General features: G+C 39.9%; 17 protein-coding genes, 1 other RNA gene and 1 riboswitch. Of the genes, 12 read left to right on the top strand and 6 right to left on the bottom strand.

What is annotated here, in order from left to right; translation table 11 throughout:
* Positions 1–335 precede the first annotated feature (335 nt).
* On the bottom strand, positions 336–2,192 hold the full coding sequence (locus RI561_RS04410) for a TonB-dependent receptor domain-containing protein (protein WP_395079015.1): 1,857 nt from the start codon (positions 2,190–2,192) through the stop codon (positions 336–338).
* 171 nt (positions 2,193–2,363) lie between these two features.
* Positions 2,364–2,572, bottom strand: a riboswitch (cobalamin riboswitch).
* A gap of 168 nt (positions 2,573–2,740) precedes the next feature.
* Here RI561_RS04410 and RI561_RS04405 point away from each other — a divergent pair.
* Both RI561_RS04405 and RI561_RS04400 read left to right on the top strand, forming a co-directional pair.
* The gene (locus RI561_RS04405; protein WP_395079014.1) at positions 2,741–4,411 is read left to right on the top strand and encodes an amidase; all 1,671 of its coding nucleotides are present in this window, start codon (positions 2,741–2,743) and stop codon (positions 4,409–4,411) included.
* 161 nt (positions 4,412–4,572) lie between these two features.
* A complete protein-coding gene (locus RI561_RS04400) occupies positions 4,573–5,259 on the top strand; it encodes a hypothetical protein (protein ID WP_395079013.1) in 687 nt (228 codons plus the stop codon).
* A 177-nt stretch (positions 5,260–5,436) separates the two neighbouring features.
* On the opposite strand, the gene RI561_RS04395 is transcribed toward RI561_RS04400, so the two are convergent.
* From RI561_RS04395 to ssrA, 3 genes are all read right to left on the bottom strand, one after another.
* Positions 5,437–6,492, bottom strand: a complete 1,056-nt coding sequence (locus RI561_RS04395) for an alcohol dehydrogenase family protein (RefSeq protein WP_395079012.1) — start codon at positions 6,490–6,492, stop codon at positions 5,437–5,439.
* A 177-nt stretch (positions 6,493–6,669) separates the two neighbouring features.
* Positions 6,670–7,584, bottom strand: coding sequence for a sensor histidine kinase (locus RI561_RS04390; protein ID WP_395079011.1), 915 nt, complete (start codon positions 7,582–7,584; stop codon positions 6,670–6,672).
* 180 nt (positions 7,585–7,764) lie between these two features.
* Positions 7,765–8,131, bottom strand: a transfer-messenger RNA (tmRNA) gene (gene ssrA, locus RI561_RS04385).
* 170 nt (positions 8,132–8,301) lie between these two features.
* On the opposite strand from ssrA, the gene RI561_RS04380 reads away from it, so the two are divergent.
* The 4 genes from RI561_RS04380 (at position 8,302) to RI561_RS04365 (ending at position 13,103) form a co-directional block, all read left to right on the top strand.
* On the top strand, positions 8,302–9,189 hold the full coding sequence (locus tag RI561_RS04380; RefSeq protein ID WP_395079010.1) for a DUF72 domain-containing protein: 888 nt from the start codon (positions 8,302–8,304) through the stop codon (positions 9,187–9,189).
* Positions 9,190–9,258: 69 nt separating this feature from the next.
* Positions 9,259–11,526: a TonB-dependent receptor domain-containing protein gene (locus tag RI561_RS04375; protein WP_395079009.1), complete on the top strand. Its 2,268-nt coding sequence runs from the start codon at positions 9,259–9,261 to the stop codon at positions 11,524–11,526.
* A gap of 4 nt (positions 11,527–11,530) precedes the next feature.
* Complete coding sequence (locus RI561_RS04370; RefSeq protein WP_395079008.1) at positions 11,531–12,436, top strand: DUF4249 family protein; 906 nt, start codon at positions 11,531–11,533, stop codon at positions 12,434–12,436.
* 1 nt (position 12,437) lies between these two features.
* Positions 12,438–13,103 (top strand): DUF4159 domain-containing protein, encoded by a 666-nt coding sequence (locus RI561_RS04365; protein ID WP_395079007.1) that lies wholly within the window; start codon positions 12,438–12,440, stop codon positions 13,101–13,103.
* Positions 13,104–13,244: 141 nt separating this feature from the next.
* Here RI561_RS04365 and dnaG read toward each other — a convergent pair whose 3' ends face one another.
* On the bottom strand, positions 13,245–15,251 hold the full coding sequence (gene dnaG / locus RI561_RS04360; protein ID WP_395079006.1) for a DNA primase: 2,007 nt from the start codon (positions 15,249–15,251) through the stop codon (positions 13,245–13,247).
* A 317-nt stretch (positions 15,252–15,568) separates the two neighbouring features.
* On the opposite strand from dnaG, the gene RI561_RS04355 reads away from it, so the two are divergent.
* From RI561_RS04355 to RI561_RS04330, 6 genes are all read left to right on the top strand, one after another.
* A complete protein-coding gene (locus RI561_RS04355) occupies positions 15,569–15,835 on the top strand; it encodes a GIY-YIG nuclease family protein (RefSeq protein ID WP_395079005.1) in 267 nt (88 codons plus the stop codon).
* A gap of 470 nt (positions 15,836–16,305) precedes the next feature.
* The gene (locus tag RI561_RS04350) at positions 16,306–19,203 is read left to right on the top strand and encodes a glycoside hydrolase family 3 N-terminal domain-containing protein (protein ID WP_395079004.1); all 2,898 of its coding nucleotides are present in this window, start codon (positions 16,306–16,308) and stop codon (positions 19,201–19,203) included.
* 5 nt (positions 19,204–19,208) lie between these two features.
* Complete coding sequence (locus RI561_RS04345; RefSeq protein WP_395079003.1) at positions 19,209–19,913, top strand: cytidine deaminase; 705 nt, start codon at positions 19,209–19,211, stop codon at positions 19,911–19,913.
* A gap of 85 nt (positions 19,914–19,998) precedes the next feature.
* Positions 19,999–20,643 carry a hypothetical protein gene (locus RI561_RS04340; RefSeq protein WP_395079002.1) on the top strand — a complete coding sequence of 215 codons (645 nt, stop codon included), beginning with the start codon at positions 19,999–20,001 and terminating at the stop codon, positions 20,641–20,643.
* Positions 20,644–20,771: 128 nt separating this feature from the next.
* Positions 20,772–20,948, top strand: coding sequence for a histone H1 (locus RI561_RS04335; RefSeq protein WP_395079001.1), 177 nt, complete (start codon positions 20,772–20,774; stop codon positions 20,946–20,948).
* A 101-nt stretch (positions 20,949–21,049) separates the two neighbouring features.
* The gene (locus tag RI561_RS04330; protein ID WP_395079000.1) at positions 21,050–21,346 is read left to right on the top strand and encodes a hypothetical protein; all 297 of its coding nucleotides are present in this window, start codon (positions 21,050–21,052) and stop codon (positions 21,344–21,346) included.
* A 27-nt stretch (positions 21,347–21,373) separates the two neighbouring features.
* Here the strand turns inward: RI561_RS04330 and RI561_RS04325 are convergent, their stop codons facing one another.
* The gene (locus RI561_RS04325) at positions 21,374–21,808 is read right to left on the bottom strand and encodes a nuclear transport factor 2 family protein (protein WP_395078999.1); all 435 of its coding nucleotides are present in this window, start codon (positions 21,806–21,808) and stop codon (positions 21,374–21,376) included.
* Between the last annotated feature and the right edge of the window lie 202 nt (positions 21,809–22,010).

Genomic DNA, 22,010 nt, shown 5'->3' with positions numbered 1-22,010 from the left:
TACTTATCCACATTAGGAAATAAAATTTCTGCAAAGCTTAGTTCTCTTTTTTTCATATTATATTTTTTATTGAATTTTCTAATTGAAATTATTCTTACGAAATAATCCCAAACAATAAAAAAGCCCTCAAAATACACTTTAAGGGCTTTTTTAGAATGGTATTCTTTGCAAACTACTTTGCAAAAGTTATCCACAATTTGGTTTTAGTGTCTTTGTGAATTAATTATATATAAATTAATATCACAGTTTTTATAATATCATATTAATTAATAATTCTTAAATGATGTTAATCAATAATTAGTCAATCTTAAATCGTACATAGAATAATAATTCTCTTAGTAATTAAGTCTTATACCACCCTTGAAATGGATGCCGGGAGTATTGAATCCATAAACTTCTGTATAATCAGCATCCAGTAAATTTTCTATATCAGTAAACAAAGTGAGGCTACCATTTAGCAAAGTGTATGCCGAACCGATATTGATGAGAACGTAAGAATCGAGCGTAACGGACTCATTTGTAAATGTATTCATGTTGAAGTAAAGATCCTTTCGTTCGCCTACATATTTGCCATGTAATTTTAAACTCCAATTGGAAGTTAGCTGCCGAAATAGGTTTACCCCAAAAGCATGGTCCGGGCGACGAATCAGGTTGTCGGTTTCTTCTCCGTTTTGGGTGATAGCTCCTTCCAGGAAATTATAGAAAACTTCTGCCCGGGAGCCTGCCCAATTATACTCAGCCTGTACTTCCACTCCGTAATCATCTTGCTCATTTATGTTGATGTAGCCTAAGTTAGAATCGTAGGAAATCAAATCTTCTATTTGTCGCTTAAAATAGATGACACTTCCCTTAAAGCCGGATGCTGAATGACGGTATTCTATCCCCCCGTCAAAAGTCAGACTTTTTTGAGGTTCTAAGCTGATGTTTGATCCAAAGGGGCCAAACAACTCGTTCAATGTAGGAGCTTTGAAACCGGAACTCACAGACGCCAAAAGCTTAATCTCCTCATTCACATTAAATACAGGTGCAACGTTGAAGGTCCAATTTGAACCGTACTCGCTGTGATTATTCACCCGAAGTCCTAATTCCGCATTCAAACCAACATTTGATTTTAGGTAAACCGTCAAATATGGACTTACCAAAGATGTACTTTCATCAATTCCATCCAGTTCAAATCCAAGATTTTGGTAACTGAATCCTGCTAAAAATCTAACCGAATTAAATCGGTTATAGGTGGCATGTAAATCTGAGTTTAATAATGACGCCTTTGGATTAAATACCCCATACTGATCGGTAAACTTACGCTCGGTTTGTGTAAAAGTAACAGCTTCTTTTATGTTGAAATGACCTGAAGTAAACTGAAACCGAGCACCGGTATTCAGCAAAGAGGCTTCGTAGCTATTATTGGCATCAGCAAATGCACCGTCATCATAATCCCCATCATAGGTAGAATAATTTACAAAAGGGGTGATATTGAAATTCCTTAATGGCTCTATACCAATTTCAGCTGAAGTATATATTCGCTCGTATCCATCTTTACCGAATTCGGGTCCATCGGTTGATTCTGCCTCAGAAATTCCTTCCGTAAAATCACGGGATACATTCACTTTATAGCTTGCAATACCTGCATTCCCGTTTGCTCCCAGTGATAATTCATTGGTATTGAACGAACCATAGGCTGCCTTGGCGTATAAGTTAAAGGCTCCTGCTTCAGGTTTTTTGGTTATGATATTAATGACCCCTGAGATAGCATCAGAGCCGTAAAGCGTACTCATACTTCCTTTTACAATTTCTATTCGTTCTACATTTTCGAGCGACATTAAGCGTAGATCAAACGCTCCACCCTCGCTGGAAGGATCGGTAACGGGATATCCATCAATTAATATCAGGGTGTACTGTGTTGATGCCCCGCGAAGGTATACAGATTTATCTTTTCCAGGGCTTGAAACCGCTCCATTTATCATTAGCCCATTTTGTTGATTTAGTAATTCTGCAACGGAAGCACTGGGTTGTTGCTCAATTTCAGCCCTACTTATAACGGTAACCGGTTTGGTAGTTTCCCGTTCGGTAGTAGGGGTTTTTGATGCCGTGATTACAATTTCCCCAAGATCGAGGGTGTCGGCAACTTGTGCGTGAACCAGTTGTGTGACCGCCAATAGAACAGTAGTAATTATGGTAATTGGATACTTCATGTATCTGTTTTTTTAAGTTTGAATTTAGATTATGGCGGGTAAAAGAAGATCTACAATACAATCAGGTATAGCTATTCCAAGAACTTATGAACGTTCAGATACGATATAGCTATTCTTTGATGGTGTGTAGAACATGAAAATAATTACGGCACGTCTTTTTACCCGAAAGAGGTGCTACGGTTCGATGATGGCAGGTCTCCTGACTTTCCGTTGGCAGCGCCTTCCCGTCCCTTCCGGAACAGTGGCAAAGGTAAGGCTGCAAGTGATCCACCAAACGGCGGATTCGGATTACAGTTGCGGGAACAGTTCTCGGTTTTCACGAGATTCCCTTTTAACTTCGGATCAAAAAATATCCAAAGACCATCATTAATCGGCTAAGAAACTAAACAGTATCTCAATTAATTCAAATATTTCTTTTCTACAGTTATCAAAAGAATTATAGTACACCTCAAATTCTTGTTAATGGCATTGACTTAGTCCTCGATTCTACCAATAATTGAGCCCCTTTTAATTGTTACGTAATAAATTAATAAACCTTCCAATCTACCATGAAAAAGTTTAATAAAATCATGCTTTTCGCTGGAGGAATAACACTTGGGTTCCTACTGGCATTTACAATCATTAAAGATAAAGATGCTCCCATTACTTCAGAAATGATCGCAGATGCTGCTACGGTGATCGGACTGGAGTTTACAGAAACAGAGCGTGATACCATGATACAAGCTCTTGAAAATACCCGAGAGGATCTGCAAAGTATCAGAGATCTCAAACTTGATAACTCGATACCTCCTGCTATCAACTTTAACCCCATACCGGTGGGTAAAAGATTTGATTTTCAACAAAGATCTCAAACCTGGGATTTACCGGAAAATATAGAGTTACCTGAAAACAGAGCTGACCTGGCCTTCTATACCATTGGCGAATTAGCCTCCCTCATCAAAGACCGGAAAATTACCTCCCTTGAGCTTACTGAGTTTTTCCTTGATCGTATTGAGAAGTATGATGAAAAACTGGAAGCTATTATAACGATAACCCGCGAACGTGCCTTAGAAAAAGCCCAACAAATGGATGCTGAACTGGAAAATGGTATTTATAGAGGTCCCTTGCACGGAATACCCTATGGTGCCAAAGATCTGTTGGCTGTGGAAGGATACAAAACGACATGGGGAGCAGAACCTTATAAGAATCAAACTATTGACCAAACGGCCAGTGTGGTTCAAAAATTGGATGAAGCCGGAGCCGTACTCATTGCAAAAACTACTTTGGGAGCATTGGCTTATGGCGACATTTGGTTTGGTGGACGCACCAACAATCCCTGGAATTTGGAACAAGGATCAAGCGGTTCTTCAGCAGGATCAGCGGCAGGCACTTCGGCAGGTCTATTCCCTTTTGCCATTGGCACGGAGACATTAGGTTCCATTGTATCTCCTTCTACCCGCAACGGCACCACCGGATTACGACCTACGTATGGTCGGGTATCAAGAACGGGAGCCATGGCTTTGAGCTGGAGCATGGATAAAATTGGCCCCATTACCCGAAGTATTGAAGATGCAGCCTTGGTTTTCAATGCAATGTACGGCCCGGACGGTGTAGACCAAACCATCATCGATTTACCCTTTAATTATAATGCAGAACTGGATCTGTCTACAGTAAAAATTGGATACCTAAAATCAGCTTTTGAACAAAACTACTGGAATAAAAAGCGAGACAGCCTGGTATTGGAAACATACCGAGATTTAGGGGTTGAACTTATTCCTATAGAATTACCTGATTACGATGTATCTCCTCTCCGTCTTATTTTAAATGCAGAAGCCGCCGCTGCCTTTGATCAGCTAACTCTATCGAATCAGGATGACCTTATGCACTGGCAAGAGCCGAATGCCTGGCCAAATACATTTAGGGCAGCACATTTCATACCCGCCACTGAATACATCAACGCCAACCGGGCTCGCTATGAACTTATTCAACGTATGGATTCTGTTTTCCAGGAAGTGGATGTGTATATCTCCCCTGCTTTTGGTGGAGGAAACTTATTGGTAACGAATTTGACCGGCCATCCGAGTGTGGTTTTACCAAATGGTTTTACAGATAATAGTCAGCCTACCAGCATCACTTTTACCGGAGATTTATTTGATGAGGCTACATTGCTTGCTGTAGCTAAGGCCTATCAGGAGGCAACAGACCATCACGATAAACATCCTTCTTTATTTTTGGAGTGATTTATAGATAAAGTAATTCATTGTACTTGGATATTGTGAGTTGGCTATTCGTTATTGGATATTCGATACTTCCATTTATGTCTTAAACACAAAACTTTTCCCGGGAACATATCTGATCTTTGCGTGTTTAAGGGATAGAACCATTAAATAAAAAAACCAAAATGAAACTATTAAAACTATTTGTTACTACGATACTAATTACTTCCTTTGCCTTTTTAACCGGATGTGATATTACCACTTCAAACAACGATGGTGACAAGTCGAAATCAGTGGCAGTGAATATGCAGGTTAAAACTAACACCGCTGCTAAATCTAAAGCTGTTAGTCTTGATTCCCTCACGGAAATCAAACTGCTTGTTGAGGAATTGGAACTGGAAAGTGTAAATGATGATTCTTCAGATTTCGAAGTTGAAAATTTCATCATCAACATTCCGGTCACAGGTGATTCCGTTCAGCTAACTACAAGTGAAATTCCTGTCGGAATATATGATGAATTCAGTATAGAAATTGAATATGACGACGACAACAATTCCATATCAAACCCTGATTTTACTGATGGAGATACTAACTATTCTTTTGTGGTTAAAGGAGTTTACAACGGTGAAGAATTCATGTTTCGATCTGCGGAAGATTTTGAGATTGAACTGGATCTAAATCCTGTTTTAGAAATTTCGGAAACTACCTCCTCTGCTGCAATTACTGTCAGTCTTGATACTTCCGGATGGTTTGTTGATGAAAATGGCAATCCCCTTGATCCCAATGAGTCATCTAACCGGGAACAAATTGAGCAAAACATAGAAAATTCTTTTGAAGCCGAAGGTGAAGAAGAAGATGATGACGATGATTAAACCTATTTAACGACAAATCGAAATAGTTTTCTGATACTTTTAAGCCTCATCATTATGGTGGGGCTTTTTTGTTTTGGTGGATACCAAAGGTTGGACTTTGCGAGGAACTTCATTGGAAAATTGATCTATCGTCCATGGGTTAATCGCAATTCTAAATGAAATGATTTACCCCGAATGCTATGGCTTTAACAAGACCTTAATGCATTCATCTTTTTGCTCATCAAACAACCGATAGGCCTCCACCCCTTCCTCCAAGGAAAATGTATGCGTGATGACGGTTGTTAAATCCAATTGTTCTTTTTGCACAAGAGGAATAAGCTTTTCCATATAAGATCGCGCCGGGCAGCGTCCGAATTTCATGGTAATATTCTTGTCATATAATCCCGGAGGATTGAATGGAAGCTGCTCATAGGCCTGAACTCCAACCGAGGCAAGAATACCTCCCGGCCGTACCATATCAAATGCAAGCTTCATCGTTGCTGCACTGCCCACGGCTTCCATCACCCCGTCAAACCCACGACCTTCGGTGTACTCGTTAACAACTTCCTTCCAGCTTTTGTCATTTGTGTTGATGGGTATCGCTCCCAGCTGCTTTGCTTTTTTCAGCCTGTTTTGCAGCAAATCAACAGCAAACACGTTTTCAGCTCCCTGCAGAAACGTTGAGATAATAGTCATCAAACCAATCGGACCGCATCCAATTACTCCAATTACTATGTACGTTTGATCCGGTTTTATCTCAGCCATTTCAGCACAAAAGTATCCGGTTGGAAAATTATCGCCCATCAATACGCCCGTCTCCCAGCTGATTTCATCCGGAAGTTTCACCAAGGTTGAGTCTCCGAATGGAACTCTTACATATTTGGTATGGACACCTTGCAACCCAATCCCATTTTCAACCCAGCCAAATAACCGGCTCTTTTCGCAGCGGGCCGATAGTCCTTTTTTACAATAAAAACAATCCCCACAGTTGAGAGTAAAAGGTGAAGCAACCCTGTCCCCTTGCTTAAAATTTGAAACTTCTTTTCCTGTCTCCATAACGGTTCCGGTGAATTCATGCCCCATCACCGTTCCCTCATCAATACCCGTTTCCCTCCCGTTATACACGTGCATATCCGAACCACAAAGGGCACCTCGTTCCACCCTTATAATTACATCCCTTGAATCCTGAATCCGAGGTTCCGGTACTTCAGCAATCTTAATCTTCCTTATTCCTTCAAATGTAATTGCTTTCATAGGCTGTCTTTTTTGGGTTGTGATTCCATAGACAGAGAAGTATTAAAAAATTTATTAGTAATTCTGTGCAGACTAAGCTAACAACACCTTCCAAGATTGGGACTCTTCCTTGCCTATCATGAAATACTTGTCGAGGTTTATTTTTAGTGAAAAGCAAATAAGTAGTTTGGAGTGTTATTAGATTTTAACTCTATCAGGAATGGGTATTTCTACAGTTATTTTAGTGCCCTCCCCTTTTTCTGATTCAATCCATAACTCCCCATTCAGTTCCCTAATCACATGATATGCTTTGGTCAATCCAAATCCCCCACCCATAGTACGTACAACATCTTTAACATTGCTTCCACGATATCCGTATTCAACTACTTGCTCAATTTCATTTTTAGGAATACCAAGCCCTGTGTCTTCAACAACAAACTTAAATACCTTCTCTTTTTGTGAGATTCCTATGGTGATTTCACCTCCCGGAGGAGTATACTTACGGGCATTTGCAATCAGATCTCTTATGACATCCTTCAAGATCAGGGGCATGTAAATAATGTCGTTGCCTTCGCTATTGATGGCAAAATTAACCAGATAATCTTTGTCTTCCTGCTCTGCAATATTGTATATAATATGGTACCTGCCTTTGCTGTTCTTTTCCATAGCATAAAAGAACTCCTTAAAATCATTAACAAAGTTTTCCACCTTAAAAGGAACCCATTTATTAGGGGCCTCCCATCGATTAATAATCTCTTTGAGTCGTACTTCAAACACATCAAAAACATTACCAAAGATTTTCAGATACTCATCAACCGCCGTCCCGTCATTCAAAACCGGCTGATCTTTCCTCAGATTATTTACGGATTCTTTAATTAATTCTTCAAATTCCTGAAGCGATTCTTCGTTAAAAAATGATTTATTCTTTGAGTGTGCGGCATCACCAAATTCTGAAGCTTTCTTTATAGCAGGATCAAGTAATTCCGGATGATCACTATCCATCTGCATCAATTGTAACTGACTACTAATGACGGATATAATATTTATAACCGAATGCATTTCAAGACTTTCGATATCTTCTTCAGTGGCTTTTATCTCTTTTTTAATTTTCATGTGCTTGCAAAGTTATTGTGATCGAATTATAAAATGTGAGTTATTTAACAAATTCAAAGAAATGTAATCTTTTTTACACTTGATGACTATGTAAAATTTAGCCTCCCCCATATAAGTACCTGAACAAGCCAAATTTTTTAAAAAAAAAGCCAACTCAGAATTCTGAGTTGGCTTAAATTATAGTGGAGGTGCGGGGAGTCGAACCCCGGTCCGGGAAGGTAGACCTGTTAGCATCTACATGTGTAGGTACTGATTGACATTCGCCTGAAGCCGAGCCCAGTACCTAAGCGACTTCAAACTATTCTGTTTTAGTTTTACGCTAAAGCGACAGAAAGCACTTTAACGCTATCCTATCTTGTATGACGTCCGGGCTGGCAATGATAGGCACTTAACCAGCGGGACGGCTCAACAGTTTAAGCTGCTAAGCGGTATGAGTAATTATTGTCAATTACTTTTGAACCATAATGATTGTTATTACGAGAATCATTGGACAATCTCGACATGCAACCAACGGTGATACTCAACCCGTCGAATCCAGAACACCCCCAATACGTCAATGAACTGATTTAATATACGAAAAACTAAGCTTTTTATTTGACTGTAATACTGCGTAATAATTTTCTGTCTTTCACTAATTTAGATTCTAAATGTTAAGTGTTAAATGTTAAATTGCATCCGCTATTTAACATTTAAAATTCAACATTTAACATTCCAGTTATGAAATTCGGTAAGGTAGATAATCCCGAAAATATTGATTTCACCCTCCCTCCTGATCATCCCGATACACTTAAAATTCTGCATCAAAAAGGCGGAGAAAATTTGGATACCTATGTTGGCTGTGCCAAATGGAACAAAAAAGACCTGAAGGGGTTTTATCCGCGAGGGACTAAAGATGAATTGGAGTACTATTCCCGTCAGTTTAATTCTATTGAGCTGAATGCCACATTTTATGGTAGAAAAAGTCCGGAACAGACAAAAGCATGGGCAGAAAAAACACCCGATGACTTCAAGTTCTTTCCCAAGGTGGTAAATTCCATTAGTCATTTTAAGCGATTAAAAAACATTGAAGCTTCTCTTGAAGAATACCTGCATGGCATGCGTGGCTTTGAAGATCAACTGGAAATGGTTTTCTTACAGCTTCGCGATGATTTTAAACCCAAAAATTTTGATCGTATTCAGCGTTTGGTAGAAATTTGGCCGGATGATATCCCCCTTGCCGTCGAATTAAGGCATAGTGATTGGTATAATGATGACGTGGTATCCAATCAATTATATAAGCTATTTGAAGAGAATAAGGTTACAAACATAATTACAGATACAGCCGGCCGAAGAGATTTATTACATATGCGACTTACCACCCCAGTGGCATTCGTCAGATATGTGGGAGCAAATCACCCAAGCGACTATTCCAGGCTCGATGACTGGATTGAAAGACTTCATTTTTGGAATGATAGCGGATTAGAAAAAATTTATTTCTTTGTTCATCAAAATGTAGAAAAAGAATCACCGTTACTTTCTGCTCACTTTATAAAAGGAATCAACAAGAAACTTGGAACTAATTTGAAAATTCCCAATGATGATATGCAAGGAAGTCTTGAGTTGTAATATGTACTTTATATCGAACCTTTTTACCATTTCATTCGTGAAAGTGCCTGCATTTAAATCATTCCTTCGATGAAGTATATTTTGAGATTTATTTTATTACTTACTTTTATGGGGGCAAAAAATGCATCTGCGCAAGAGGCTGCATCAATAAGTGGTTATGTAACCGATAGTGAATCTGGTGAAACCTTAATCAGTGCCAGTGTAGGCTTTCTTGAATTGAACCGTGGAGCAGCCACCAACTCCCTGGGATACTACACAATTACAAATATTAAACCCGGCACCTACACCATAGTGGGTACTTACGTTGGATATGAAACATTTAGACAACAAATTACGCTGGAAGAAGGACAAAATATCAGGCTTGATATTGAGCTTGATCCACAGAGTGTTCAGTTAGGAGAAATTGAAGTGCGTTCTTTCCGGGAAGAACAAGAGCTTAAAAATATTAGTATAAGTCAGGTGGAGACAGAGCTTATCAAAGAACTTCCTGCTGTTTTTGAGGCCGATGTATTTCGTTCAATTCAATTGCTTCCAGGCGTAAAAGCCGCTTCTGATTTCTCAAGTGGCTTATATATTCGAGGCGGGAGCCCTGACCAAACCTTAATCCTCCTTGACCGAACCACTGTATATAATCCCAGCCACTTTTTTGGTTTCTTTTCTACCTTTAATCCGGATGCCATAAAGGATGTCCGGCTTTACAAAGGGGGATATCCCTCAGAGTATGGGGGACGCTTAGGCTCGGTTCTCACTATCTATAACAAAGACGGAAATAGAAACGAAATGGAAGGTACAGTCACGGCCAGTTTACTTGCTTCCCGTGCCTCCATTGAAGGTCCTTATAGCAAAGGTTCCTGGATGATTGCTGCACGACGTTCTACCATTGAGCCGCTGCTTGCTGCCATTCGGCAATCGGAAGAAAACGTACCAAGTAAATTTTACTTTTATGATATAAACAGTAAAATTAATTTTGACGCATCAGATTCCGATAAATTTTCACTCGCTATCTACGCAGGACAAGACCGGGTAACCTTTCCTTTTAGTGAAGATGCAGAATTTGAACTTGATTATGGAAATCAAACCATCAGTGGAAATTGGACCCATATATTTTCTGAAAAACTTTTTTCAAATTTTGTACTCACCGGTTCCAGATACTTCAACTATCCCGAATTTGAAATAGCCGGCACTAATTTTCAGCGCAATAACATCCTCTATGATTTTTCTCTTAAATCTGATTTAGAGTACATCCCAAATCAAAAAAATTTGGTTAAAACCGGTTTTTGGGCCGGTAACTTTACTTTCAAACTTCGGGATAGGTTTGATGACTCCAACAATTTTACCAACCGTATTCAAAATCAATATGCATCACTGTATGTTCAAGATGAATGGAGGCCGGCTGAAAGATGGATTATCACTCCGGGACTTCGTCTAAATTACTTTTCCGATGGCGATTACCTGCGCCTGGCTCCCCGCCTGTCTGTAGAGCATCAGCCAAACAGTAAAGTACGTCTCCAAGCAGCCTATGGTCGCTATAATCAGTTTTTAACCCTGATTTCGAACGAAGCATTTTCTGGTTTTGATGTGTGGCTTACTTCAGCAGAAGGTGTCTCTCCGGCTTATGGAGATCAATACATTATTGGAGCCAAAACGATCCCATTTGAAGGCTATGGATTCGATGTGGAACTCTACTACCGAAATATGATTGATCTCTTTGAACTAGATCCTTTCTTACCTGATGTAGCCGGCTTGCCTTATCAAGATGTATTCCGCTTTGGAGAAGGATATGCGTACGGAATGGAGGTTTTTTTTGAAAAACGACAAGGTGATTTCTCTGGCTTTATCGGATATACCCTGGGATACACCTGGCGTAAATTTCCCGGGTTCAATTCCCCCATTGGTGCCGATTCTGAAAATGCCCGATTTTATCCTCCAAAGTATGATCGCCGACATGACATTAATATTGTTGCCAACTATCAAATTACAGATCGGTGGAAGCTAACATCATCGTTCAATTTTGCGACCGGTCAGTCTTACACCAAAGTACTTGGTCGCTATGCTCAATTTGAGTTACCATGGACCAATGATAACCGAAATGTATTCACAGTAGGTAAAGTAAATGCATCCCGCTTACCTAACTATCACCGATTGGACCTTTCTCTTTCCAGGACCGGATCCTTTTTCGGAATTGCAGAATCTATTCTTCAGCTTCAAGTTATAAATGTATACTCACGTCGAAACGTATGGTTCTACAATTTTGATTTTAGTGAAAACCCTGTGCTACGAACAGAAGCAAATTTGTTACCCATATTACCTTCAATTTCATATACCGTAAATTTTTAGTCCTATGCATAAACAACTTTTAATTGTTTTATTTCTTACCGGTATAGTTGCTTCATGCGAAACTTATCCTCAGGATGAATATCAGGAGCAATATGTGGTTGAAGCTTATTTGGTAGCTAACCGTCAATTACCGTCAATTTTGCTCTCTAAAACTGTTCGTGCTGATGTTTTATATGATTTTGAAGAACAATCCATCAACAATGCCAGTATTGAAGTTCAACTGCTTGAATCAGGACCTAATAGTGCTCCCGAGCAAATATTTACTTATCAAAATCAATTGCCCGGTATCTATATTCCTAACCCTAACCATAAAGTACTTCCCACCCGCACGTATCAACTTAAAATTACATTTCCGTATTCCGATGATATTGTAACTGCATACACTGTAGTGCCTGATACATTTAGAGTTGTTGGAGAAGTACAAGATACGGTTGAATATCAATCACCCGAACAATTGGAACTCACTTTAACACAAAGCAGTTACCCGGGACGGCAGAATATTTACGTATTTAACGCTCTGGCTCAAAATATTATACCACAAAACCTGACTCCGTTTTACAAAGAAGTGTATGATGAAAGTGAAACACCTGAACAAGAGTTGGAAAGCTTTTCCAACAATAGCTCCGGAATTATCAACGAGGGAAATTTTGAGCTTAATCCTAATGGTTCATTTACATTCGACTTTCCGTGGATTGGAATTGCTTTCTATCAAGAGAATTTTATAGTAGCTAATACCATCGATGACAATATTTATGATTTTATACGTTCTCAAGAAACTCAGTTAGGTGGAAGCACCTTTTCTCCAGGACAAATACAAAATGTTATTTATCGTATGAATGGCGGAATAGGTATCTTTGGTTCGTTAGCAACTGATACAGTAAAAACTTTTGTTGAATTACCGGTTCTTTAAAATGATCAAACACTCTACACTCCTTGTTCTTACACTCTTAATATTTGGTAGTCCTATAATGGCTCAAACCTCCGGAGAGTTTGAAATTGCCCGTGCTAAGTATCGGGGCGGTGGCGATTGGTATAACGATCCTTCCGCCCTCCAAAACCTAATTCAATTTACCAAGGCCAACGCACCTGTACCGATTTCAGAATCCTATACTGATGTTTCACTGGGTAGTGCCGACCTTCACTCTTATCCTTTCGTATTTCTTACAGGACATGGCAACATCACTCTTAATTCCTCTGAAACCCGCAATGTAAGAGAATACCTGCAAAATGGAGGGTTTCTGTACGTGGATGATGATTACGGATTGGATGAATACATCCGCCCGGTAATAGAGCAGGTTTTTCCTGATGAAGAGTTTATAGAAGTCCCCTTTAACCATTCAATTTACGATCAACTGTATACCTTCGAGAATGGATTACCTAAAATCCATGAACACGATAACCAGCCTCCTCAGGGATTTGCCATCTTTCATGAGGGTAGAATGGTTGTATTTTATACCTATGAATCTAATCTCGGGGATGGATGGGCTGATGCCAGAGTTCATAATACACCTGAGACACTCCGGCAACAGGCTTTTCAGATGGGGGCGAATATTCTTATTTATGCTTTGACGAAGTGATAAAGTGAAGAGTGATGAAGTAGGCTTTGGCTATTTTTCTATTTCTAAATATTATCCTTTAGATAATAAAAAAACTTATAGAACTGGCCGTTTGAAGAGGGTAGTTGCTAAATAAGGCTTACTTGATCACTCTTCACTTTATCACTTATCCCCTTTCATTTTGTATTGGAATACGTTTTCATTGACTTCATCGTAAAGGCCTGTTTCGGGGTCAGGAAATAAGTCATCGGGATCCGTAGTTTCTCTTCTTGTTAACTTTGACTTCACATCCTTTTGCCGCTTCATCAGCTCAAGTTTTTCATCTCCGCTAACACTCCCGATCCGGTCGGCCAGTTCGTTGACCTTTCGGCGATAAAAACTTATCTGGGCTGCACGGATCGAACTTTTTGCAGTTTTATAGGGATTTTTATCCTTTTCATATTTCATTCCAATTTTCTCTTCATGCCGATCGCTGGCGGTATGCTGCTCAAGGGACACATCTCCAACCAATCGAGGGAAAGGAGCTTCTGCTCCGGAATACGCACTCAGGGAAAAGTCTTTTTCGGCTTTATATTTTTCGATGATGTCGTTGTAAAACATCCGCAGTTCATCATCTTCAAAAAGTTTGGCATTGGTAAAAGAGCATATGTATTCCACCATATTGCGCCCATAACTGATCATCAGGCGAATCAACTCTTTCTCATAATGCGGCTTCTTTTTTGATGCCACAGCAGCGGTCTTTGTGCCGGGGTGAGGTGGTTCTTCATCTGTCTCACTCCGCTCGTCATTATTAGCTTGTTGCTGAACTTTCTTTCTCGCCTCTTCTCTCCTTTTCGAACGCTTTTCTTCCCAACGCTTATCATTCATGATGCGCTCTAATTGCTCAAACAGATCTTTCTCTTTTACTTTCTGGAACTTTTGAATTTTCTGATGAAAATATTGTACGTAGACCTGTCGCTGTATGGAATCTTCGATATTGGCTATAGATTCCAAAATCTCAGTTATAACTTTCGGTTTCTCAGTAGGCTTATCGAGGCGGCCTTCTTCCCCGGCTTTCATGAGCAAGAAATCGACGAAGTCACAGGCTTCTTCTTTTTTAAGGTCTTCAAAAGATTCCTTTCCAAACTGTTTGACGAATGAATCCGGGTCCTGATCTTCGGGCAGTTCAAGCAACTCTACTTCCATGCCTTCTGCCAGTGCAATATTAATGCCGCGCTTCATGGCGGTTTGCCCGGCACTGTCGGAGTCGTATATCATCACAATGCGTTCTCCGTATCGGTGCAAGATCTTCATTTGTCCCGGAGTAAGTGAGGTTCCACTGCTTGCTACTACATTGCCTATGCCATGCTCCATCAGTGTAATAACATCCGTATAACCTTCCACAAGAATTACTTCTTTGTGTTTACGAATCTCATTTTTCGCAAAATTCACCCCATACACTACTTCACTTTTATTATATACTTTGGTCTGCGAGGAATTGATGTACTTGGCCGTTTTTTCATTTCCCAACACTCTTCCGGCAAACGCGATTACCTTTCCGGTGGGATTAAAAATTGGGAACATCAATCGTCCCCGAAATGTATCGTAATATCCACTACCCCTGTTACTTGGTTTTATTAAGTCCGCTTCTACCAGGTATTTTTCATCGATGCCTGCATTTTTAGCGGCTTTCAATAATTCTTCACCTCCGGAAGGTGCGTAGCCCAAGCCATACTTTTTGAACACTTTTCCGGAATATCTTCGCCCCTCCAAATAGGTGAGCGCTTTTTCGGCTTCAGAATTTTCAATCAAATTTCGATAGAAGAAAACACCTGCAAATTTCAGTGCATGTAAAATTCCTTCCCGAAGCTGTTTATCTTCCGTATGCTCGTCATCTTCTTCCTCCGGGATGTACACCCCATAGCGCTCAGCAAGCTGCCGAATGGCTTCCGTGAATCCCACTCCTTCCTGATCCATCACAAACTTAAATACATCACCCGATTCGCCACAGCCGAAGCATTTAAAAATTTGGAGTCTCGGAGTGACGTTAAAGGATGGCGTTTTTTCATCATGATAGGGACACAACCCTACAAAACTGCTACCCGAGCGCTTAAGTTTAACATAATCTTGCACCACTTCTACAATATCTGCAGCGGCCCTGACTTCCTCTTTTTTTTCGTCACTGATCATGGTCAATAATGAGCATTTAGAAACTGGAAATAAAGTAAAAACCTGAGTTCGATTAAAAGTTTCAAGAAGTTGTCATTCTGAGCGCTTAGAATGCATTTTAAAAAAATAGTTCCTTAACGCGAAGGATCTCAAAACCCTTAAATGCTAACGATGTTGGTGTTCTTTTGAGACTCTTCGCGTTACACATCGATACTAATTGAAACTTTCGGTACGCTCAGAGTGGTAGATGTTATGCAATTCGATGACAAATAAAAAAATTTGTAAGCAATTGTATTCTCATCGCTCTAACAAGTATGAAAAAGCGTTTTTATGTTTATATGCTAGGTAATACCTCCAAAATGATCTATACCGGGATGACCGGTAATCTTGAGCGAAGAATCTATGAGCATAAGAATAAGTTAGTAGAAGGCTTTACCAAAAAATATAACCTACACTCATTGGTCTATTACGACTGGACGGACGATGTTGGATATGCTATACAAAGAGAGAAGGAGATTAAAGGGTGGAGTCGAAAAAAGAAAATTGAGCTTATTGAAAGTATGAACCCTAACTGGGAAGATCTCGCTAAGGATTGGTTTTCTTGAATACCCTCAATAGTTGTCATCCAAAGCGCCCGGCGGGTTGCATGGGGCCTGTTATGGTGAACGCGATGGATCTCAAGGTTTGAACGACATCCCTAATAAGACGTTGAGATCCCTCGTGTTCACTTATATAATTATAATCTTTTGATTTTTATGGGGCACTCGGGATGACAACTTTTGGGAATGTAGTATTAGTTTTGGAAGTATTAGGGCAACCTCATTTTTGTCATCGAATTATCTAATATCTACAAGAGTGACAACTAAGGTTATTTGCAAATCAATATAAATCGAACTCAGGTCAAAATTATAAATTCATTCATTTTCAATCATATTCAAAAACTTAGACGACTTTGTACCGGAACTACCATTTCCATATTCACTGTTTACAAAACTTGAAATAATTCATTGGTTTAGACTGTTTGTATAACGTACATTTCGAAAGTCAACGACTATCATTTACGGCACATAATTCTATGAAACCAGTCTTCAACGTTTTCTTTCTGTTACTTAGCTTATCGCTTTTACTCACGAATCCTGCATCAGCTCAAAATTTTCCGTGGTCCTTTTCCGGTGAAGCTGAAAATAATATATCTGCACGTAGTATTGACGATGAATATGAAAAATATATTGATTCCTTAGTCGCTCATACTCCACTGAAGGAAAAAATTGGTCAACTATTTTTTGTGCGGGCTGAAGGTGAATTCACTCCAAGATATTCTCAAAGCTTTCATGAACTTGAGAAAATGGTAACCGATTACCATGTGGGCGGCCTCATTTTTATGCAGGGTGAAATTTATGGGCAGGCTGTTCTGAATAACAAACTCCAGCAAATGGCAAAATTCCCTTTATGGATCACCCAGGATATGGAATTTGGTGCAGCTATGCGGATCAGCCGAACTACCCGATTCACTCCGGCTATGGGAGTGGCTGCCACCGGCGATAAGAGAAATGCTTTTATGATGGGCAAAATCACGGCCATTGAAGCAAAAGCTTTGGGAGTCCATCAAATATTTGCCCCGGTGCTGGATGTCAACAACAACCCCGAGAACCCGGTGATTAATGTCCGCTCTTTTTCAGCAGATCCTGATATTGTAGGTGATTTTGGTACGGCCTTTATGCAGGGGGTTCAAAGTGAACAAATTATCCCTACCGGCAAGCATTTTCCGGGCCATGGCGATACCGATGTTGATTCACATCTCGACTTCCCCATCATCGACCATAACTACAGCAGTCTTGATTCAGTAGAACTTAAACCTTTCAGAGCGGCTATCAATAAAGGTATGCCCAGCATCATGAGTGCCCATATAGCCTTCCCTAAAATTAATAACGGACAGAACCTTCTGGCAACCTTAGATTCCCTGATTTTGGGAGATGTTCTGCAAGATTCTTTAAAATTTAACGGCATGGTTGTAACCGATGGACTTGATATGCGGGGTATTACGTCTCAATTTTCTCCCGGACAGGCCGTGGTAAGGGCTTTAAAAGCCGGGGCCGATATCATGCTAATCAGTCCTGATACCTTCACTGCTATTAATGAAGTAGAAGCCGCAGTAAATAACGGGGAATTAAGTGAGGAACGGATCAATAAATCCTTTGCCAAATTGATGGTTTGGAAGCAGATTCATGGGCTTTTCGATTCTAACAATCAGATCGTACTTAATGATCTTGATACCAAAATTAATACGTCTTTTCATCAGGCAGAAGCAGCAAGGATTGCCCGAGAGTCCATTTCCGTATTGAAGAATGAAGATCAGATTCTACCTATACAAGCTAAGGAATATCCTGAGGTGATGATGCTCGCTGTATCAGACGATGAAGATGGCCGGACAGGAAGCACTTTTGCACGAGCATTAAGAGACTATCACCCTGACGTCAATTACAGAGTGTATGACAACAGAACGAGTGAAAAGGAAAAACAAGAAATTCTCAGAGAAGCGGCTGAAGCTGACCTTGTCATTATCGGCTCATTTATCTATCTCCGTTTTGCCCAACCTATCCACCTGACAGGAGAGAAATTGGCCTTTCTTAAACAAGTTCTTAATCGTAACAATAAGTCAGTACTTGTTTCTTTTGGTAATCCTTACATAGTATCTGACCTGGAAGAGGCTGATGTCCATATTCAGGGTTGGGCTAATACGAACGAACAAATCGATGGAGTAACAGCAGCTCTTTTTGGGGCTTCTAAAGTTGATGCGAAACTACCCATAGATATTCCTAATTTATATGAGATTGGCGATGGACTTTCTTTCGAACATACCGCTCTTCGCTATGGCTCACCGGAGGAAGTTGGTCTTGACCCTAAAGAGTTGTTTAAAGTTGATGATATCATTAATGATGCCATCAGGGATTCTGTATTTCCGGGAGCGGTTGTTGGTATTATGAAGGATGGCGTTTTAGCTTACAATCGGGGATATGGCTATCAAGATTATACAAAAACCGAAGCTGTTCAGCCTACTGATGTTTACGATCTTGCCTCGATAACAAAAGTGATGGCTACCACTGCCTCAACCATGAAATTAATTGACGAGGGTAAGCTTTCACTGGATGACCGAATCGCTTATTTCTTCCCTGAATTTGATACCGATGAAAAACGAAAAATTACGATTCGGGATATTTTGCTGCATCAATCGGGACTTCCCCCTTTCAGGGTCTATGTAGATTCTATCCGAACCCGACCGGAAATCATCAATGCCATCAAAAATGAACCTTTGACTTATGAAACAGGCACGGATTATGTGTACAGTGACTTGGGAATGATTTTATTGGGCGAAATTATCCATGAAGTTTCTGGTAAACCATTGGATGTGTATTCCAGAAGCGAATTTTATTATCCCATGGGTATGTACAGTACATTCTTCAATCCCCATAGCCAGAGTCGATGGTTGGTAAATCGTATCCCTCCCACTGAAATTGACACCGTATATGATCGCGGTTTGGTGCATGCCAAAGTTCATGATGAACGGGCATATTATATGGATGGAGTTGCCGGACATGCCGGACTTTTTTCATCGGCAGCAGATATTGCCAAATTCGCAACTATGCTTTTGAATGAAGGGGTCTATGGAGATCAGCGTTATTTAGATAGTGAAACCGTAGAACTATTTACTACCAAACAATCTGAACACAGCGGGCGCGGACTTGGTTTTGACCGTAGAAGCGCTGAAGGATTTACTACCGCCGGAAGTCTGTCCGGTTCCGATACTTTTGGTCATCTTGGCTTTACAGGTACCAGTTTCTGGATTGACCGGAAGAAGAATATGGCTGTTATTTTGTTGACAAACCGTACCTTCCCTAACCGCTCGTACGGAAGTAGAATTAGCCGAATCAGAGCTGAAGTTGCCGATGCAGCTTACTCTGCAATCATAGATTAGTCAGTATGAATTGGAAATCCATTTTAGATAAAGCGTACACCCCTTATTCAAAATCACCGAAAGCTTGTGTAGTGGAAAGTGAAAAAGGAAATCTCTATGTCGGAGTTCGGGTTGAAAATATTTCGTACCCAATCACCATATCAGCCATACAAGCTGCTTGTTCCATTTGTTTGAGCGAGGGAGAAATTCCATCAAAAGTATATGTTCAAAACCAACCGCTTTCTCAATTTCATTTTTGGGTACATGAATTCAATCTTGAAGTTATAGAAACGGAGGGGCTTCCAAATAAACCAACGGCAAATCTGCTGCATACTTTAAACCCTGACATGAATGTATCTCAACATTTAAAAGATCTTTTAGGTCAGGCTGTCGTCCCAAATTCTGATTTCCCGGTTTCTTGCTTACTCTTCACTGAAAACGGATATTTTGAGGGAGTAAACGTTGAAGTTAGTGACTGGAGTCAAGGTCTATGTGCTGAGCGTGTTGCCATATCAAAAGCTATTGCAGCCGGTTTCCGATCATTTACGGGGATTGAAGTGCATACCAAAAAAGGTGAGGTCAGCAGTCCCTGTGGTGCTTGCCGGCAGGTCATTGCCGAGCACCTTCCCTATAATAACATAACTCTTCACCATTCTGATGATACCGTATCTGAACACATCACTATAGACTTGTTGCCCCTTAATTTTAAATCTTCAATTCTTCAGAAGTGATTACTTTACCAAATTATTATTCCCGGTATATAGTTATTACAGTACTACAAAAATTTTAATTCTTCCTTTAGAAATCCAATTATAGATGTCCATTCAATTTATTGCCGTTCTGGATCATGAACACTTAGACAATTCCGTATTCTTAACTGCATTCGCACGTTCACTGTCAAATCTTGGAGACCGAAAAGGATTGGTCGTACATGGAGACAGTCCCTATACCGACCGGCTCATTCAAACCGGGATGATGCGTGAAGATGCCAGGCTCAGAGCCATCAAAGATTTAAACAAACGCTTGATCGGTCTTTTTGCAGATCAGGGAATTCCAACCATTGGTCTTCATGGATTCCAAAAGGGGCTAATCACTAAAAAAAGTACTTTCCTCCACGTTGATATAGAAGGATTAAATAAACTCCATTCTGCTCCTAATTTATTGATTTCAAACCTGGTGGACAAGAATGGAGAGCCTGAACATATCCCACTGCCCGACTTTATTAACTCACTCTCCGGCACTTTTACCAATGCAGAAGTGCTGTTATTCTCAAAAAATGAAAAGGATGAGATTATAATTTCTGAATCAGAAGATGAATTTACCTGGAATAAATTACCATCTACCGTCTCAGAAGAGACTATTCCCGAAGAATTCAAGAATTACGGGCAACCGGTTAAAGTCACAACTGCAAGTGATTTCAGTAACTGGCCTGATTTAAAAAAAGTGACTGCTATACAGTAAAATCAGCGGGAAAAAATAATTTATAAAAAAACTCACTTTTTATTTGACTCAATACCCCCAATTGAATAGCTTCAACGCACTTCTAATAACAATACACTTAATCAATAAATAATTTAACGGAGCTATAAATGAGCAGAGTTGAAGAAATCAAAAATCTCGTAGATGAAACCGCAGTTGAAATGGAAAAATTCTACGACAAAGGCAATAAAGCTGCCGGAACCCGTGCACGCAAAGGCCTTCAGGAATTAAAAAAATTAGCCCAGGAAATCCGCCTGGAAATTCAGGATATTAAAAACAACGGCTAATTTATAGTTCTGCGTTTTTTACGATATAATTAAAGCCGCTTGAACGAGCGGCTTTTTTATTTTGTATTATATAAATGAAAATCAATTAAAGTAAGATCCTCATGTACAGAGACTTAGCCGAAGCTACTGAAGCCCTTAAAGAAAAAGGATTTGATCACACATTTGAGCTTGGTAAAAACTGTATTACCTGCAAAACGTTAGACACTGAATATGGAGCTGACAAGCTCACAATCAAAGAAACGCATGAGTTTGATCAGGGTACCGATCCCGCCTCCGAAGCCACTTTATATGCTATCGAAGCCGATTCCGGTATTAAGGGAACACTTATCATTTCCTATGGAAAGTATGTAGATCCGGATAAGGCAAAGTTAATTGATAAGCTTTTGAGCTCGATTTAAGACCTGTCAGCTTTCAGGCTTCAGCTCTCAACTACAGTTTTCTTGGCGGCGAGTATCTACAATGTGGAAGATTTTCCAGCCGTCTGCTGTTTTCATAAGCTGAAAAGAATTTGCACCGCAATGTGAGAATTCCTCGCCTACATAAAATTCATAGGGCGTCCACGCTGATGCGAGTTCACCGTCAATTTTTATTTCGTATCCTTTAATTTTTTCGTTCAGTCGAGCCGATTCTGCGCCATTGATGCTGTTTACAAATGCTTCTAAACTCCCCTCACGCACCATTACTTCTCCTGCTTCATTTTTAACGATGGTCTGCATAATTGCATTATTGTAAAATGTACCTGATACTTTTTCACCGTTGGCTTCTAACATTCCCTCAAATAAAGTTTCTATTGTGGCTTTTACCTGTTCTTCTGCAGAGGACTGGCTTGCAAATCGGTAGTACAGAAAGCAATTAAACATATAGGAAGCAGTAAATGTAAATAGGATCTCATTGAATATAATTTGGTTAAAGTTATTTAGTCAATTACGGAAATATTTGGGATAAGTTTAATGGAAATTTTTTTTTAGCACAAGGACGGATTAATGCAGTTTGAGCCTTGGTGGGAGATCCCGGATTGGCGACTCCATTTCATTTTGTCTTTTCTGGGATGATGGGGGTTTA

The organism is Gracilimonas sp., assembly GCF_031581265.1.
Taxonomy (GTDB): domain Bacteria; phylum Bacteroidota; class Rhodothermia; order Balneolales; family Balneolaceae; genus Gracilimonas.
The sequence above is the reverse complement of the archived record's forward strand: the minus strand, read 5'-3'. Positions and strand labels throughout refer to the sequence as shown.

Coding starts and splice junctions, on each gene's coding strand:
- RI561_RS04345 (WP_395079003.1), top strand. CDS start 19,209: ATGAATTGGAAATCCATTTTAGATAAAGCGTACACCCCTTATTCAAAA.
- RI561_RS04365 (WP_395079007.1), top strand. CDS start 12,438: ATGATCAAACACTCTACACTCCTTGTTCTTACACTCTTAATATTTGGT.
- RI561_RS04410 (WP_395079015.1), bottom strand. CDS start 2,192: ATGAAGTATCCAATTACCATAATTACTACTGTTCTATTGGCGGTCACA.
- RI561_RS04355 (WP_395079005.1), top strand. CDS start 15,569: ATGCTAGGTAATACCTCCAAAATGATCTATACCGGGATGACCGGTAAT.
- RI561_RS04340 (WP_395079002.1), top strand. CDS start 19,999: ATGTCCATTCAATTTATTGCCGTTCTGGATCATGAACACTTAGACAAT.
- RI561_RS04375 (WP_395079009.1), top strand. CDS start 9,259: ATGAAGTATATTTTGAGATTTATTTTATTACTTACTTTTATGGGGGCA.
- RI561_RS04335 (WP_395079001.1), top strand. CDS start 20,772: ATGAGCAGAGTTGAAGAAATCAAAAATCTCGTAGATGAAACCGCAGTT.
- RI561_RS04400 (WP_395079013.1), top strand. CDS start 4,573: ATGAAACTATTAAAACTATTTGTTACTACGATACTAATTACTTCCTTT.
- RI561_RS04350 (WP_395079004.1), top strand. CDS start 16,306: ATGAAACCAGTCTTCAACGTTTTCTTTCTGTTACTTAGCTTATCGCTT.
- RI561_RS04370 (WP_395079008.1), top strand. CDS start 11,531: ATGCATAAACAACTTTTAATTGTTTTATTTCTTACCGGTATAGTTGCT.
- dnaG (WP_395079006.1), bottom strand. CDS start 15,251: ATGATCAGTGACGAAAAAAAAGAGGAAGTCAGGGCCGCTGCAGATATT.
- RI561_RS04395 (WP_395079012.1), bottom strand. CDS start 6,492: ATGAAAGCAATTACATTTGAAGGAATAAGGAAGATTAAGATTGCTGAA.
- RI561_RS04325 (WP_395078999.1), bottom strand. CDS start 21,808: ATGTTTAATTGCTTTCTGTACTACCGATTTGCAAGCCAGTCCTCTGCA.
- RI561_RS04380 (WP_395079010.1), top strand. CDS start 8,302: ATGAAATTCGGTAAGGTAGATAATCCCGAAAATATTGATTTCACCCTC.
- RI561_RS04330 (WP_395079000.1), top strand. CDS start 21,050: ATGTACAGAGACTTAGCCGAAGCTACTGAAGCCCTTAAAGAAAAAGGA.
- RI561_RS04390 (WP_395079011.1), bottom strand. CDS start 7,584: ATGAAAATTAAAAAAGAGATAAAAGCCACTGAAGAAGATATCGAAAGT.
- RI561_RS04405 (WP_395079014.1), top strand. CDS start 2,741: ATGAAAAAGTTTAATAAAATCATGCTTTTCGCTGGAGGAATAACACTT.